The organism is Dethiothermospora halolimnae, from assembly GCF_037577855.1.
In the GTDB taxonomy this organism is placed as follows: domain Bacteria; phylum Bacillota; class Clostridia; order Tissierellales; family VENL01; genus Dethiothermospora; species Dethiothermospora halolimnae.
Window position 1 is genome coordinate 12409 of record NZ_JBAKFX010000012.1, and the last position, 17683, is coordinate 30091.

A 17683-nucleotide genomic window follows, 5' to 3' on the forward strand; every position below is an offset into this window, starting at 1 on the left:
ATTATTTCTCCTCCTTTACATTTTCATATAGTGGTGACATTTGCCTTAATCTATCAACTATTGTGATAAGGTTTTCCACTACATAATCTACTTCTTCCTCTGTATTAAAATCACTTAGAGAAAGTCTTAAAGAGCCATGGGCTATTCCATGGGGTAGTCCTATTGCCAGTAATACATGGGAAGGATCCAGTGATCCAGATGTACAAGCAGACCCACTTGATCCAGCTATACCTACCATATCTAAACTCAATAATAGGGCCTCTCCCTCTATAAACTCAAAGGAAAAGTTTACATTTCCCGGCAATCTCTTTTGTGAATGGCCATTTAATCTAACATGACTAATTTTATCCATTACATCTTTTATTAGTTTATCCCTTAGTCTCATAACATGATTATTATGTTCTTCTAAATTTTCATATGCTAACTCAATAGCTTTAGCCATACCTACTATTGATGCAACATTTTCAGTCCCTGCTCTTCTATTTTTTTCTTGAGCCCCTCCATGGATATAAGGATGTATCTTAACTCCTTTTCTTATATATAAAGCCCCTACTCCCTTTGGTCCATGGAATTTATGAGCTGAAATCGATAACAAGTCCACATTTAAATCTTTAACGTCTATCTCAATATTTCCTATTGCTTGAACAGCATCGGTATGGAAATATATATTATTTTCTTTGGCTATTTCACCTATTTCATTTATAGGTTGTATAGTTCCTATTTCATTATTTGCATACATTATCGTAATTAAAATAGTTTGATCCGTTATTGCACCTTTCAACTCATCTAGATTAATAAGTCCATCTTCATCTACATCTAAATAAGTAACCTCAAAACCATTTTTTTCTAAATATTCACAGGCATGTAGTACTGCATGGTGCTCTATCTTTGTAGTAATAATATGATTTCCTTTATTTCTATTTGCTAAAGCAACACCCTTTATTGCCCAGTTGTCAGCTTCACTTCCGCCTGATGTAAAGTACAATTCCTTTGGATCTGCACCTAATATATTAGCAATTTTATTCCTTGATTGATCTAAAGCCTTTTTCGATTCCCTTCCTAATCTATAGATGCTAGAAGCATTCCCATACTTCTCTGTAAAAAAAGGTATCATTTCATCTAATACTTCTTTTTTAACTGCAGTGGTAGCAGCATTATCCATATAAACATTCATTATTGGTTTCCCTCCTCATTATAACAATATATTTAAATATAATACATATAGCCTCTATCATTATTAAGTCTTTCATGATCATCAACCATATCTTGAAGAGTTATAGAGTCTATAACTTCATTTATACTGTCTCTAATCTTCTCCCAAACTATTTTTGTAACGCACTGCTTCTCTCTGTTACAGGTCAAATCTTCATCATCAGCAACACAGTCTGATGGAGCTATGGACCCTTCCAAAACTCTTATTATTTGTCCCACTGTGATATTGTCAGGTTTTTCACTTAACATATACCCTCCTTGGGCACCTCTTACACTATTTACTAAGCCATTTTTCCTTAATGTAGCTATTAATTGCTCTAAGTAGTGTTCCGAGATTCTCTGACTATCTGCTATATTTTTTAATGGTATTGGACCTTTGCCATAGTGAAGGGCCAATTCAAACATGGCCTTGAGACCGTATCGCCCTTTAGTAGACAGTTTCATTTTATCACCTCTTTACAATCCCTACTAAAATAGTTGGTTTTCAATCTTAAGTATAATATACCCTAGTATTCCTGTCAACATTCAATATAATTTTATATTTATAATTTTTCTATCAATATTATGTCCATAGTACTACTAATAAACTCCTTTATCAGTAAATATTACATAAAGGTTTTAACAAATTTTTATTGAATTTAAATATTTGTAACATATTATTTAACAGGGAGATGATTATATTGACAAATAAAAAGAAAATATTAGGTTTAATCACGGGATCGTTGGTGTTAATATCCTCAAATACCATAGCCTTAGCCGACATAGTTATAGATAATAATGACTATTCAAATTCCTATGGGTATAGTATTAAAAGAAACACTACTATTGAAAACTCTATAAATGAAGATAACAATAAAAATACAATAATAGAAGACACCAATAAAAAAGAAAATAAAGTTACTATCCCAAATAATAATCAGAATATAAACTCTAACTCCTATTATATAAAGTCCTATAACCCCTACAGCTATGGTTCTAAAAGCTATTCCCTAAATGATGCTAAAAATAAATCCTATAGCATAAGTCCCGACGGGGAATCTAATGCTAATAATAACAATGAAATCAACCAAGATTCCCAGTTACAAATATCAACTAAAGAACGTATTTTATTAGATTTGATTAATCAAGAAAGGGAAAAAAGAGGACTAAATCCTCTAAAGATAGACAAAACTTTATTTGAAGTGGCACAAACAAAATCTGAAGATATGTATAACAATAACTATTTCTCCCACACTTCCCCTACCTTTGGAAAAACATATTCCTTAATTAGAGAAAAAGGGGTAAAATACATACGTTCTGGAGAGAACATAGGGAGAACTTATAGTGTATATAGAGCCCATAATGGCTTTATGAACTCAGAAGGCCATAGAGCTAATATTTTAAACCCTAATTTCACTCATATTGGGATAGGTATTAAAGGAAACTATTACACTGAAGTCTTTATTCAAAAATAGCAAGAAAGAGGGGTTTTCCCCTCTTTCTATTATTCTGGATAAATATCTTCAAATTGTGGTGGGAAGAAATCTGGAAACTCTTGATACTCAAATTCTTCACACACATCTCCATCAGGACTAAATTCTTCGCATGCCGGTGGAGTTGGGCAGAATCCAAATGCTGGTATTAGTAGTTGAACCCTTCCTACTACTTTAACTATAATAAATACTCCTACTGGGAAATTAACTATACAATTACTTTGAATAGGATCAGTTAAAACTTCTGAGCTTGTTTCCACTACTATTCTAAAGTCAAATTCATCTCTTGCTGGTGGTATAAACAATACTATATCTTTAAGTATATCCGGTAAGAACCCCTCTATAACGTCCCCTTCACTGGTTGTAATTTCAAATGGTATTCTTAATGTAAACCTAACCCTTTTAAAGTTTGGTCTATTGGTAATATCTGTAACATTCAGTGTTCCATCAACTATAAATCCTTCTTTAAATCTTATGCTATCTCTATTTACAGTTCCGCAGTCAGCTCCTAAGTCCACTTGTATATCTGTAAAACACTCACGCTGCTGACAATGAGCATATACTTTATCAGTTATTATACAAACTGATTCTGTTATATAGCTTAAATCTTCAGGTGTAAAAGGTTCGCCTGGACTTGGATCATTATATCCATTGTTCATAATATTTCCCCCTCTTTTTAATTAATATTATAAAAATATCTTTACTTTTATCTTATGAAGAAGTTTCTATTTGGTGAAAAAATTTTTAAAATTTATATAAATATATAAATGACCTATATTTTCTATCAAGTCGTTATAATATGCCTCTATACATCATAATATGGAATATAGGTGTTTTTGTGAACTGTTGTGGGAGGTGTGCTTATGAGTATCTATTCAAAACAAAGTTATCTAATTAGAATTTCTGATGGTAATTACTATAGATTTCACTTATCTGGTAACAATAAATTGACTTACAGTCTTTATGATTCCACTGGACATCAAAAAGAAGTCCGTAACTTCGGAGAATATGTTTTGGATTTTTCTATTGATATTGATACTAAAGATAGAATTCATATAATATTTATTTCCAAAGAAGGAAACCTTATTTATGGTATTTACTCCAATAAAAATTGGGTAAAGAAGGAATTAACTAAATTAAATATAAAGTCAAACTCTTATAAATACTTAACCTTAAAAATAATAAACAAAACCATTCATATATTCTATAGTTATTGTAATTTTCTCAATAAAAATATTTGGACTATAGACCATATTTGTAACCTAAAGGAAAAATGGCAAAAAAGAAATGTAATAACCCTAACTCCCGGACAATTTATGAGTCCTTTTTACGTAGAAAATGATAAAAATGAAAATATACATATGGTTTATAAAAGCAAATCCTATGATGAAGAAGATATATACCACATAAAATTTAATTCTTTTATACGCAAATGGGATAAATCTCCAAAACAAATATCGGATTCTAAAAATAGTAATCTACATCCCTATTTCTTTATCGATAACAAAGAAAATGCCCATTTAGTTTGGTCCATATTAAACAATAGCAATCTAAAACTTGTATACAAAAAATTACACTATATAACAAACGGTAAATCAAAATGGCAGAATATAAGTCTCCCTAATTTTAATGGTAATAACAGCCATCCTATTATTTTTGAAAACCAAGGAACTCTAAAAATATTATTCAGACAAAACAATATTTTAAAATGTTTGTCTTCCCACGATTATGGTGATAACTGGAATAAAGAAGATATCTCTAGTAACATATCTATAGATAATTCTAATTTTATACGATATATTTCTAATTTTACTGGAGATAGGATGAGGGCAAAAGTAAGACATTTATATGGTAATATAGAGAAAAAAATAACACTATATAATTTTTTTTCACAATTACCCCATACTTCAAATATAGAGTCTAGTGATTTACATATGGGGCCTTTTTCTCAGAAAAATAATAACCCATCTTCTCCACCAGATGACTTTTATCCAAAGGATACCTTTATTTTAAATAATGTAAGAAATAATATAAATAAAAACTCTACAGAAGAAAACATTGACGGATATAATAATACTACTTCTGTATCCTTTTACACTAATGATGAGCCTGCATATAGTTCTGACGATATATCAATAGTTGATAAATTTAGTAATATTAATGACAGTAATATTAAAAATTTTATTGAAAATATAGAGTCTGATCTCGAAGGAATATTATTAGAGCATAAAAACATGGAGCTTTTAAAGAAACAAATATACAATTCAATTTATAGAAACTCAAAAACTCTAGAGGAAAGTATATTTAATAATAAAAATTCACTTAACGAAATAACTAATCAACTAAACACATTGGAGGACTTGATATCTCAATATAATGATAAAACAGTTGAATTTTCAACATTATTATCACAATTAAAACAGCAACACAGCGATGAAAAACTGGACTTATCTAATATACAAGACTATATTGACCAAATGAAAAAAGAGATTGAAACCAATTCTAAAAAAAATATTATACAGCGTATAATTAATATGTTTAAATAATCTCTTCTATTTCTTTTATGTGATTTTTGCCGTCTTTTCTTTCTACAAAGTAGATGCTACCTATGGGTGTTTTATAATTATTTGTTTCCACCTTTAATTGTTCTAAATCTTTAAGGTTATTAAATTTTATTGAATAACTGCAACCACCTTTTATTTTACATGGTGTAGATACCAACAAAAAATTGTTATAACCCTTTTTTTCAAGCTTATAATATAATAATATAGCATGATTTTTAGAATTAAATACAGCCAAATAATATTGTTTATTATTAAAAGCTTTATACTTCACCCTATCTCCTCCCTTTTAACTCTTTATATCAATATATTATAAATAAAAAAAAATGTTACACATAATTATGTGTAACATTTTTCTATTGTTTAGAAATATTGATTTTTTATAAATTAATAAATATATTGAACCCCTACATATATCATTATTATCCTCCGTTACATATATTTATAGTATCAACAAATAAATACAATAACCTTATCTACCAATGAAAGGAGGAAATATCTTGCCTTTAGAATTCTACAAAAATAATATGATCAAAAACCCGGTAAATAAATCTATTAGTGGCACTTCAAAACTAAAATACTCTAAAGGACAATATAAAAGATCAAATTTTAGACCTAATGGTGTTTCAATAATTACTTGTACCAATAGACTTGACTATATGGAAAATATATTAAATAATTATAAAAGCCAAATATATAATAGTAAGGAATTAATAATAGTACTAAATAAAAACTCTTTAGAACTAGAACGATGGAAAGATTACTTTAAAGATATAGAAGAATTCAAAATATTTAAACTAGATGAAAATATTTCATTAGGTGAATGCTTAAACTTTGGAATTAAAGAATCTGAGTATAATATAATAGCCAAATTTGATGATGATGATTATTATTCTCCAAAATATTTATCTGAATCTATCAAGGTCTTTGAGTATACCGATGCCGATGTTATTGGGAAATCCACCACATATGTCTACTTTAAAAAAAATAAAAAACTAGCAATAAGAAATCCTCGCCGGGAAAATAAATATGTCTATAGAGTAGAAGGACCTACACTAATTATGAAAAAACGTATATTGGATAAAATAAAATTTAGTAATAAATCTCTAGGAGAAGATGTGCAATTTTGTAAAGATTGTTATGATAATGGAATAAAAATCTATTCCACCGATAAATACAATCATGTATATATAAGACATGGCTCAACCCATAACCATACCTGGGGTATAACCGATGATTACTATATGAAATTATGTGATGTCATAGGAAAAATAGAAAATTACAAAAACTACGTCACAAAATAGCAATAGACTTTGATATGCAAATTCTTAATGCCTAGTTACCATCTTCCTGAAAGGAGGTAAAATTTTGCCCAGTAAAGATATTATTATAAAAAAAGAAATCCCATTTAATACTAACCCCCTTTATTCTTCAAAGCCTAAAGACGTAAGACCTCCAGTAAATAAAACTTATAAAAAATATACTAAGAAAAAAAGATCTAGTACTAGTAATGAAAAAAAGGATACCAATGGTGTATCAATTATAACTTGTACAAAAAAAGATTGGTTTATAAATAATGTTTTTAATAATTTCACTAGACAAAAAATTGAAAAAAAAGAATTAATTATAGTGCTAAACACAAATAAAATTGATATCAATAAATGGAAAGAAAGGGCTAAATCCTATGATAATATCAAGATTTTTCAGTTAAGTGCAAACAAGTCTTTAGGAGAATGTCTGAATTATGGAATCAATAAGTCCAAATATAATATAATAGCAAAGTTTGATGATGATGATTACTATTCTCCCGATTACTTAATCGAATCAATAGATGCACTTAAGAAAAAAAACTGCCACGTAGTGGGAAAAGGTACCACTATTGTATATTTTAAAAGTAGTAAAATATTAGCTCTTAGAACACCTGGTCTTGAACATCGCTTTGTTAAGTTTATTAATGGTTCAACACTAGTCTTTAATAAAGAAATATTTAATAATATTAAGTTCCATAATGTGAATACTGCTGAAGATGTTAAATTCTGCAGAGACTGTAATAGACGGGGAATAAAAATATATTCTACAAGTAAATATAATCATGTGTATATAAGATATCAATCTAAAACTACACATACTTGGAGAATAAGTGATAAACAATTGTTACAAAAACATTGTAGTATTATTACAAACACTGATGATTATATATCCTATGCTGATAATAATAATTTATAGACTAGCTATCTTAAGTTTATAATATAGGTTTATTGCCTGGGTAATAGTCAAATAGCGACATTGATAATGTTTATTGTCTTTTTAAATAGTTTTATGTTATTAAATGTAAGAACAATGGTCCCTTTGACATTTCTTTGTTCTGTACAGAGTGCTGGAAAAAGTACACACAAAAAGCGACCAGATTAAAACTGGTCGCTTATAATTTATTTACCTAATTTAATTTTTAATTTTTCAAGCATATCCTTAGTCATGGCATCTAGGTCATACTTAGGATTCCAGTTCCACTCTTTTCTTGCAGCACTGTCATCTAATGCATCTGGCCATGAATCTGCTATATTTTGTAATGTATCATTTACATCATAAGTCATTTCAAAGTCAGGCATTTGCTTTTTAATTGATGCAAATATATCTTCTGGTGTGAAGCTCATAGCTGTAACATTAAAGGCATTTCTATGTTCAAGTTTTGATCCATCTGCTTCTGCTAAGTTAATAATAGCATCAAGGGCATCTGGCATATACATCATGTCCATTCTAGTATCTTTGCTTAATGGACAAACAAACTTTCCTTCCTCTATAGCCTTGTAATAAATTTCTACTGCATAGTCAGTAGTTCCTCCACCGGGAAGAGTTTCGTAAGAGATAAGACCTGGGAAACGTACTCCCCTTGTATCAACCCCAAATTTTTGATGGTAATAATCACAAAGAATTTCTCCAGAAACTTTCGTTACACCATACATAGTTGTTGGTCTTTGAATAGTATCCTGTGGAGTGTTAATCTTAGGAGTGTTTGGACCAAAAGCAGCTATTGAACTTGGTGTAAATACTGCCGTATTAAATTCCCTTGCAACCTCTAGTATGTTGACAAGACCTCCCATATTTACATCCCATGCTAGATTTGGCTTTGATTCTCCAACGGCAGATAAAATAGCAGCTAAGTTTATAACTGTGTCTATTTTATGCTTTTTAACTGCATCAGCTATTTGTTGTGGATTTGTAACATCTACAATTTCAAAAGGTCCTGCCTTAACCACCTTTTCTGATCCATCTTTAGCACTTCTACTACTAGCTATTACATTATCATTACCATATATATCTCTCATTTTCATTGTTAATTCTGAGCCTATCTGTCCTAATGCCCCTGTTATAAGTATTTTTTTCATACCTGCACCTCCAAATTTTATTTTATAAATAAAAACTTATTATGTACAACAATAATTGAGATTTCAAGGATGCAAACATTTTCAAACTCCTATTAGAAACCTACTAATTATTATAACACATTTTTAGAACTTTAAAAACGAAAACAAATATTTATTAAATAAAGTTTAAATTTCTACTAAATAAGCGACCCTTATGGGGTCGCCTTTATATCTACATATTCTTTTACTCGATTTAATAACGTTGCCATTTGTCCCCTTGTTATTTCTTTTTCTGGTTTAAAGGTATTATCTGGATAGCCTTTATAAATTTCATTTGATGTCATATTTTCAATAGCTTCATATGACCATCTATCATTGCTAATATCAGTGAAGTTAATATGAGCCTGTTGATTTTCTATGTCAATTATTCTATTTAATATTGTTGCCATCTCTTCTCTACTTATTGGTTTATCCGGGATAAAGTTATTATCACCTATACCTTCGATAATCTTATGCTCTTTGGCTATAATTATGGAATCATAAGCCCAATAATTCCTCTTCACATCACTAAATTGTTCTATGTTGTTCTTCTTCTCCAAGTCTAGTATACGAACAATTGCAGTTGCTGCTTGAGCTCTAGTTAATGACTTAGATGGTCTAAACTCCCTGTCATTAACACCTATCATTAGACCTTCCTTATAAACTTCTAATATATCCTTCTTAGCCCAATGATTATTAATATCATCAAAATAATTATCATCTATCCATTGATTAAAAAATTCCCAAGTGTTGGGAAGTTCTTGCCCTAAGCTCCAAGTAGCCGTTCCCCTTATATCATATTTTTCTGCCAATTGTAGTTTGCTTTTTATTGAACGTTTATCTTCATACCACATTTCATATTTACCAGATTTTAATTCATTTCCAAAAACATAAAATGGTTTATCCTCTGTTATGGTAAATGTGGCTTTAGGGGACATCTTTTCTTGATCAAACTCTATAATCCCATCATACTCTTCTATTATGTCTTTTACACTAGTCAAATGTATTCCCCTACCACCTACTGTATCATTCTCTCTCCAGTATCTTCCATAAAGAGGTATCCCTAGTATTATTTTTTCCCTAGGAACATTATCAAGGGCATATCTAATTGATTTTTCTACAAAACTATAACTTGCTATAGCCCCTGGTTCTGAACCATAATAACTTTCATCATATGCCATAATAACAATAAAGTCTGCATACTCTCCAAGTTTTTCATAGTCATATGAACCATGCCATCCCACTTTTAACCCATTGGGATTAGCTGCAACTGCTACCGATAATTCCTTGCCTTCAGGTAAATGTTTTTTTACTAACTTAGTGAACTCCAGATATTCATCCCTATCAGCACCTGTTAAATTTTCTAAATCAATATTTACTCCATCTAAATCATAATCTCTAATAGCTTGACCTATTTCCTTAGCTAGTTTTTCTTTATCTTCTAAAGCTTTTCTTCCCAACTCTCTATCCCAATGATTACTTAAAAAAGGGATAACTTTAATATTTCTGTCATGCATCTCTTTTATAAAATCTTCTTCTAATTTTTCTGTGATTTTCAAACTGCCATCACTATTTAGATCAAAATAACTGGGAGATATAACTTTAACAGCACCATCTGTAACCTCTACTTTATCGATATAATTATCAGGACTACCAAAATATAAGTAAGACATATTAAATTTTTGTGCCTTAGCTTCAATTTTTCTCGGTTGGTTTAAAGTTATAATTATAGTTAAAACTATTATTGCTAAAAATATCTTAGTTACCATACTATATTTCTTCACATAAAATCCCCCTTCCTTATTAGATTAAGGGATTTTATGTGCCTTTTCAACGAACAATATATGGGAACATTACCTATTATGAATTATTCTATTATTTATTTTTTAGATAAGTCTGTACTGATAGATCGGGAGATTCATATTGTATTCTTTTAATAGTTATACCAGGCTCTTTCATAAGGTCAATATCTAATTGTTCTATCCTAGTAGCTTTCTGTCTTATAACCCTAACCTTTGGTCTTAATGGAAAGTCAGGGACAACACTATCTACAACCCCATAATCTCCATTACTAAGTTTCACCAAAGTGCCCACAGGATAAGGTATTACCCGTTTCATAAATGCCTTTATGATATTATATTCAAAGTATACTCCACTATAGGCCATCATATATTCTAAAGCATCATTAGGAGAGATTCCTGGTCTATTTGGTGTATGGGATGTTAGAGTATCATAGGTATCTGCAACGGCTACTATTTTTGATAACTGGTTTATTTGTTCATTTTTTAATTTATTTGGATATCCCGTTCCATTTAGTTTTTCATGATGTTGCAATACTATAATCCGAGACACGGCATTTATATTTATACTATCCTTTAAATATTCATATCCATTTATAGTATGATGTTTAATTATTTCATTTTCTTCTTCAGTAAGTTCTTCCCTATTCTTCATAACTATATCTTTTGATATAAGAACTTTGCCCACATCATGTAACATTGTTCCCACAGCTAGGTTAAATAGTTTATCCCTATCTAAATTAAGTTCTATTCCTATGGCTAGTGCTAATGTTGTTACATTTACAGAGTGTTCATATATATAATTATCATAACTCTTTATATCCACTAAATTTATAAAAAGATCTTTATTATTAAACATATCATCTAAAATATGATTAACAGATACTTTTATTTGCTCCATAGACTTGTATTTGGTTTCTATAGCTTTTTTTCTATTTAAATTTTTCTTCTTAGAATCTACGATTCCTTTAAAATTATCCTTTGTGACTTTTATTGCTCTTTGGCGTATTTCTGGTTTAATAACATCTTCTATTTCACTATCACTATATTCATCATTTATATATATAGACATTATTCCATTTTCTCTTATTTTATTAATTAATCCTTCTGTTAACTTCACATCCTTTGATAATAAAACCCTACCTTCTATATTGTAAATTGTTTTTCCTAATCTAGTTCCCTCTCTTACACAATTAATGGGCACTAATCTCATACCTTCACTACCTTCCAATGCTATAATCTCTAGTCAATACATTACTTAAGTACTATAATTATATAGTACAATTATACTATATAACTAATTTTAAAGCCATAGTTTATTATTTTCGACATTTTATTTATTGTAGTATTACAATATTCTTAACGTATAAAGAATGTAGTTAAAGAAATAGTTGGAGGATCAGGTAGCCTCCAACTGTTTTTATTTATATTCTTACATCCACTTTTTTCCCAAGTATAAATATGGTTGTTATTAATGCCACAATTGAAATCGGCAGTACTAAATAAATAGATAACCCAAATCCTGCTGGTATATATCCGAATAATATAGTAATAATTCCCACTGTAATAGCATAATACATTTGGGTCTTTGTATGTTCTATGTGATCACAGGCAGTTCCCATAGACGATAATATAGTTGTATCAGAAATTGGAGAACAATGGTCTCCAAAAATAGCGCCGGTTAACACCCCACTGGCAACCACTATTACATAGCCGTTTTCCGGAGAAATGGCATATGCAAGTGGGATAGCTAAGGGCATTAATATCCCCATTGTTCCAAATGATGTTCCCGTTGAAAAAGATATAACAGATGCTAATATAAATATAATGGATGGTAGTATAAATTTAGGTATAGTTTCAGATAAAATAGACACCAGATAATCAGCGGTTCCTAGCTCTGTTATAACACTACTTAGTGACCATGCTAATAATAAAATAACCGCTGTTATTATTAGTGATTTTACTCCCTGCATCCAATAGTCTATAGCCTCCTGTAGTGTAAATATTTTCTGAACTACCCCCATTATTATGGAAACTATTCCAGCCAGTAATGCCGATTGAAACAATACAATACTAGCATCTGCTACTCCAAAAGTAACCCTTAATGCTTCAAATGAGTAGGGATTATTTTTTAATAATTCAATTAGCCTGCTATTATCTCCATTTAATATTGCATTATACCCATTGTAATAAAAACCTATTAATGCTCCAAATATTAATACAGAAACGGGTATAATAGCATTCCAAATATTTAATTTTATTCCTTCTTTAGGTTCCACTTCTGTCATTTCAGAGGATGCCATTGGACTAGCTTTCTTAGATAACACTTCTCCCGTTTTTTGAGCTCTTCTTTGGGCCCTTAACATTGGTCCAAATTCCCTTAATGTTAAGGATGTAACAACGATAAAGATTAACATTAATATATTATAGAATCTAAATGGTATTGTTTCAATAAATATGTTATAAGCATTAACATCTTGTCCTATAATATCATATCCTTCTTTTATCAAACTAACCTCATACCCAATCCAAGTGGATATAAGTGCTAATCCTGCTATTGGTGCTGCAGTTCCATCTACAATAAAAGCTAGCCTTTCCCTAGAAATTTTCAACTTGTCTGTAACTGGCCTCATAATAGGACCCACTATTAAAGAATTGGCATAATCATCAAAAAACACCAGTAGCCCTAAAAGCCAAGTTATTATCTGAGCACTTCTTGGTCCCTTTGCCCGTTTTGATAATTTTTCTGTTATAGCCTTTGCTCCTCCCATTTTAGTTATTAGAGTGATTACTCCACCTATAGCAAGACATTGTAGTATTATACCAGCATTCCAAGGATCTGATAAAGATCCTATTAATTTGTCTATTATCAATAAAAAACTATCCACTATAATAATAAGTATATTAGAATTACCTAAACTTAATAAAATAGCTCCTGTAAATATTCCTATAAATAAAGATATTATAACATTTTTTGTTATAAACGCAAGTAATATAGCTATAAGGGGTGGCAAAATAGTTAAAATTCCAAACCTTTCTGCGGTTTCCTCTACTCCATCTGCTGCGACAGCTATTCCTGTACTTGAAATAAACATTAATAAGACTAAAACTAAAATAATTTTTTTATTCATAACTTCTCCTCCTCTTCTTTTTATGAGAAGAGTCAACCACAGTATTGCTTATTTTAATAAGTGCATATAGTTTTATATATCTAAATTTAACAACAAAAAAGACCCTGAGCATTATCAAGGTCTAAAATACAAAATAACTATATTTTAATACAATGGTAGCTCTCCACAAAACATCTTGTGACAGTTCTGCATATATTTTATACAGAACCAGATATACACCCTTAAAGCATCAGATGTATCCTTCGGCAATCTTTCCTTTCCTATTACTTCACAGCGCTTACCTCCATAATAGTACTGATAAATATTGCACCTCTACATTTTTATTTAATTATTATCGTAGGATATTATACAACATATATTTCTTTAAGTCAATAGATTATTCGGTTTTATAAGGCCAGTCAATAATACCTCCCAAATCATAAACATTATTATATCCTAGTTCAAGTAAAATATTGGCAGCCTTTTTACTTCTTCGCCCCGACCTACAATAAACGATAATCTCCTTGTTTTTATCTTTGACTACTTCATCTATTTTTTCTTCTAAAACATCCAATGGAACCAATATACTACCCTCTATATGTTTTTCATTATATTCTTCCTTAGTTCTAACATCAATAAGGAACACATCATCATTTTTTTCTAACATTTTCTTTGCGTCCTCTGGAGTTATTTTTTGATAATTTCTATCCTTTCCATTGATTGTGGCTAAGGATATTATTAATATTAATACTAGAGCTATTGCTATAATAATTAATCTTTTCATAAACAGTCTCCTCTCCTATTATTAATATATCCTTTATACCCATAATATATAATATATAAACAATTAATAGTGTACATGAACTAACCAAAACTTTATCCCCTTATTACTCCACCCTAAGTCCCAAGGAACCCTGTATCTATCTGTATTATGGGAGTTAACTAAAGTATACCCCTTAGAGTCAGCTCCCGATACTACAGATATATGGGTTACCTTACCATTTTTGCCATAGGCGACAAAATCTCCTGGAAGTAGCTTATAGGCAGCCTTATATACTTTTTCATATGAACCACTGGCCACTACAGAAGCCCTACCACTATAAATCATATAACTTTTAAATCCATGGGCATTTACCCAGGCTTTACTTCCCCCTCCATCATATTTCCAAGTATAATTCTTTTTAAAACCCCCACCTTCATATAACATTTGGGATGCAAAGTTAGCACAATCGCCACCTAGAGGGTTGTAGTCCTTATACTTTTTGTTATATTTATAACCGTACTCTTCATCACTGGCAGCACCACAGTATTTATCAATATATTCTAATGCCTTTTTCCTCCTATTATTTATATTTGATAAATCCCTTGATTTATGATTAACTATATATTCTTTTATTTTTTCAGCTTTGATATCATTCAAATTTAATGAATCTGCAAATGGGTCTGTGTACCACTCTCTAGTTATAACCCATTTATCCTCTTGTTTTTCTAAATCTATAGAATGGTATGTTCCAATCCGAAACATATTCTCAGTATCTTTTTCATTTATATAAAAATATTTATACTCAGTTGATGCTAGAAAGTTAATTCTATATCCACTTTTTCTTTTAGTTATATTCCTTATTACAACATCAGAGTCAATATCTGAAAAACTTATATTTTGTTTATCGGACCATATTTTAATATATTTTAATTTTTTCATCTCATGTTCGTATGCCCAAATTCCATATTTTTTTTCCCTATCATATAGATACTTTAATGAATCCACATCCCCCTTAAGTAAAGCTTTGTTTCTTATATCAAATATTTCATCAACAGTACTCTGAACGTCATCATCCAATGAAACTACATGTATTACTTCATCATAATTTAGTAAAATTAAACTTAAAAATATTAAAACAATTGATAATACAAATATTCTAATTACGTTCTTCTTTTTTATTAATATAATCATTTCTCTACCCCCAAACAATTCTCATAAAATTATATGTATTATATTAATAAAATAGACGAAAAAAAGAGACCATTTTTGGTCTCTTAGTTTACCTTTTCAAGTATCTTTAGACAAAGTAAGCAAAATGATCTCTACTATTTTGATAGCTCAACTGCCAATTTAGAACCTACCGCCGCATTATTATATACTAATTGGATATTAGATTCTAAACTTTTACCTTTAGTTACAGTCTTGATTTTGTCTAATAAGAATGGAGTGGCCTCTTTACCACCTATCCCCTTTTCGTCAGCTTCTTTAACTGCTTTTTCTATTGCATTGTTTATAGTATCATAATCCATCTGATATTCTTCTGGAATAGGATTACCTATTACTAAACCACCATTAAGCCCTAAATCCCATTTAGCATTAATAATGTTAGCTAGTTCCTTTTCATTTTCTACTTTAAAATCAACATTAAAACCACTTTTTCTAGTAAAAAATGCTGGAAACTCATCGGTTCCAAATCCCACTACAGGAACACCATTGGTTTCTAAATATTCCAATGTAAGCCCTATATCAAGTATTGACTTGGCTCCTGCACAAACCACAGCTACATTAGTTTTAGCAAGTTCCTGTAAGTCTGCTGATATATCAAAGGTTTCAGTAGCTCCCCTATGTACACCACCTATACCCCCTGTTGCAAATACCTTTATACCAGCTAAAGCTGAAATAATCATAGTTGATGCAACAGTAGTGGCACCATTTAAGCCATTAGCAACCACATAGGGTAAATCCCTTCTACTAGTTTTTAAAATATCAGTTCCTTTACCTAAATATTCAAGTTCCTCCTCACTAATACCAACCTTCAATTTACCATCCAATATAGCTATAGTGGCAGGAACTGCGCCATTTTCTCTAACTATTTCTTCTACTTTCTTTGCTGTTTTAACATTCTGTGGATAGGGCATACCATGGGATATTATTGTTGATTCCAAAGCAACAACTGGTTTCCCTCCATCTATAGCCTCTTTTATATGGGGTTTAATATCTAAATATTTTTCTAACATATTCTCAACTCCTTAATTTTTTTATTAATATTTTCAACACTTATATTGGGATTTATTGTATCTTCATGGGACAAAGCTAGTATCGATGATGTCATAGAAAATACAGAACTATAATGGATATTATAATTATTTATATAACTATATATTAACCCCGCCATAAATGCATCCCCTGCTCCTGTGGCATTAACTACATTTATTTTTGGCGACCTAATAATTCCCTTTGTATTTTCATCACCATAAAACACACCATCTTCTCCCAAACTAATAAATACTTTTTTCACACCTTTTTGTAAAAAATAGTCTAAGGCTTTATTTAAATCCTCTTCCTTATTAATTTTGATACCTGACAATGCTTCAGCTTCTATCTTATTAGGTTTAATTGTATGAAACTTCCCAATTAGATCTTTTACTTTTTTGCATTTTGTAGTAGATACGGCATCAAGAAAAAACACTTTATCATTAAAATTTGATAAAATATATTCAATAACTTCATAATCTATATTGGTATCTATAACAACTATCTTAGATTTATTTATAATACTGTTCTTTTGCTTAATATAATCCACATTCATCTGAGAGAAATTATCCATATCAGATATGGCAACCTTCATATCTCTATTTTCATCTAAAATTGATAAATAAGTAGATGTATTTCCATTGATCACGAGACAGTTATCCATATCAATACCTGCCATTCTACACTCCTTAAGGATTCTCTTTCCATATAAATCATTCCCTAAGACAGATATTAACTTTGTCTTTATTCCTAATTTAGTTGTATTTTCCGCTATATTTCTCCCAACACCACCTAATGAAGTCTTTACACTTCCAGGATTGGAATCATTTAATATTAATTTATTACCTGTAAATCCCTGTATATCAATATTAGTTCCACCTATAACGGTTATATATCTTTCTTCATTTAAGATATACCCTTTTCCTTTTATATGGCCTTTTTTTATAAGATTACCTATATGGACAGCTACAGATGATCGTGTTATACCAAGTTCTTTGGCCAATTGTTGTTGAGATATAAGTGGATTGCTTCGTAAAATATTTAATATTTCTTTTTCTCTACTCGTCATAAAATCACCAACTTTTGTTTAATTAATAAACTTATGTTTA

Annotated in this window: 16 protein-coding genes and 1 riboswitch; of the genes, 4 read left to right on the forward strand and 12 right to left on the reverse strand. The window is 30.1% G+C overall.

The features are described 5' to 3' along the window. Nucleotide 1: 1 nt before the first annotated feature. Nucleotides 2-1174 (reverse strand): cysteine desulfurase NifS, encoded by a 1173-nt coding sequence (gene nifS / locus V6137_RS06910; protein WP_425447167.1) that lies wholly within the window; start codon nt 1172-1174, stop codon nt 2-4. Between the two features lie 32 nt (nt 1175-1206). After that, on the reverse strand, nt 1207-1656 hold the full coding sequence (locus V6137_RS06915) for an RrF2 family transcriptional regulator (protein WP_425447168.1): 450 nt from the start codon (nt 1654-1656) through the stop codon (nt 1207-1209). Between the two features lie 236 nt (nt 1657-1892). Here V6137_RS06915 and V6137_RS06920 point away from each other — a divergent pair, with 236 nt between their 5' ends. Continuing rightward, a complete protein-coding gene (locus tag V6137_RS06920; RefSeq protein WP_425447169.1) occupies nt 1893-2666 on the forward strand; it encodes a CAP domain-containing protein in 774 nt (257 codons plus the stop codon). Between the two features lie 29 nt (nt 2667-2695). Here V6137_RS06920 and V6137_RS06925 read toward each other — a convergent pair whose 3' ends face one another. After that, on the reverse strand, nt 2696-3343 hold the full coding sequence (locus V6137_RS06925) for a hypothetical protein (RefSeq protein WP_425447170.1): 648 nt from the start codon (nt 3341-3343) through the stop codon (nt 2696-2698). A gap of 204 nt (nt 3344-3547) precedes the next feature. Here V6137_RS06925 and V6137_RS06930 point away from each other — a divergent pair, with 204 nt between their 5' ends. After that, entirely contained in the window at nt 3548-5230 is a 1683-nt protein-coding gene (locus tag V6137_RS06930; RefSeq protein WP_425447171.1) for a hypothetical protein, read from the forward strand. Here the strand turns inward: V6137_RS06930 and V6137_RS06935 are convergent. After that, nucleotides 5223-5519 (reverse strand): putative Se/S carrier protein, encoded by a 297-nt coding sequence (locus tag V6137_RS06935; protein ID WP_425447172.1) that lies wholly within the window; start codon nt 5517-5519, stop codon nt 5223-5225. The two genes, V6137_RS06930 and V6137_RS06935, sit on opposite strands and share 8 nt — an antisense overlap. 226 nt (nt 5520-5745) lie before the next feature. Between V6137_RS06935 and V6137_RS06940 the strand changes: the two genes are divergently transcribed. Next, nucleotides 5746-6549, forward strand: a complete 804-nt coding sequence (locus V6137_RS06940; RefSeq protein WP_425447173.1) for a glycosyltransferase family 2 protein — start codon at nt 5746-5748, stop codon at nt 6547-6549. A gap of 64 nt (nt 6550-6613) precedes the next feature. After that, nucleotides 6614-7471 (forward strand): glycosyltransferase, encoded by an 858-nt coding sequence (locus tag V6137_RS06945; protein ID WP_425447174.1) that lies wholly within the window; start codon nt 6614-6616, stop codon nt 7469-7471. A gap of 203 nt (nt 7472-7674) precedes the next feature. On the opposite strand, the gene V6137_RS06950 is transcribed toward V6137_RS06945, so the two are convergent. The 8 genes from V6137_RS06950 to V6137_RS06985 form a co-directional block, all read right to left on the reverse strand. Further along, entirely contained in the window at nt 7675-8631 is a 957-nt protein-coding gene (locus V6137_RS06950) for an L-threonine 3-dehydrogenase (protein WP_425447175.1), read from the reverse strand. A 191-nt stretch (nt 8632-8822) separates the two neighbouring features. Beyond that, the gene (locus V6137_RS06955) at nt 8823-10433 is read right to left on the reverse strand and encodes an S-layer homology domain-containing protein (RefSeq protein ID WP_425447176.1); all 1611 of its coding nucleotides are present in this window, start codon (nt 10431-10433) and stop codon (nt 8823-8825) included. 91 nt (nt 10434-10524) lie between these two features. Then, entirely contained in the window at nt 10525-11679 is a 1155-nt protein-coding gene (locus tag V6137_RS06960) for an HD-GYP domain-containing protein (protein WP_425447177.1), read from the reverse strand. Between the two features lie 193 nt (nt 11680-11872). Continuing rightward, entirely contained in the window at nt 11873-13579 is a 1707-nt protein-coding gene (locus V6137_RS06965; protein WP_425447178.1) for a Na+/H+ antiporter NhaC family protein, read from the reverse strand. Nucleotides 13580-13727: 148 nt separating this feature from the next. After that, nucleotides 13728-13902, reverse strand: a riboswitch (Lysine riboswitch). A gap of 53 nt (nt 13903-13955) precedes the next feature. Beyond that, a complete protein-coding gene (locus V6137_RS06970; RefSeq protein WP_425447179.1) occupies nt 13956-14342 on the reverse strand; it encodes a rhodanese-like domain-containing protein in 387 nt (128 codons plus the stop codon). A 63-nt stretch (nt 14343-14405) separates the two neighbouring features. After that, complete coding sequence (locus V6137_RS06975; RefSeq protein ID WP_425447180.1) at nt 14406-15512, reverse strand: amidase domain-containing protein; 1107 nt, start codon at nt 15510-15512, stop codon at nt 14406-14408. Nucleotides 15513-15646: 134 nt separating this feature from the next. Then, nucleotides 15647-16558 (reverse strand): pseudouridine-5'-phosphate glycosidase, encoded by a 912-nt coding sequence (locus tag V6137_RS06980; RefSeq protein WP_425447181.1) that lies wholly within the window; start codon nt 16556-16558, stop codon nt 15647-15649. Next, a complete protein-coding gene (locus tag V6137_RS06985; protein ID WP_425447182.1) occupies nt 16552-17643 on the reverse strand; it encodes a PfkB family carbohydrate kinase in 1092 nt (363 codons plus the stop codon). Before V6137_RS06985 ends, V6137_RS06980 begins: the two co-directional genes overlap by 7 nt. Nucleotides 17644-17683: the final 40 nt, after the last annotated feature.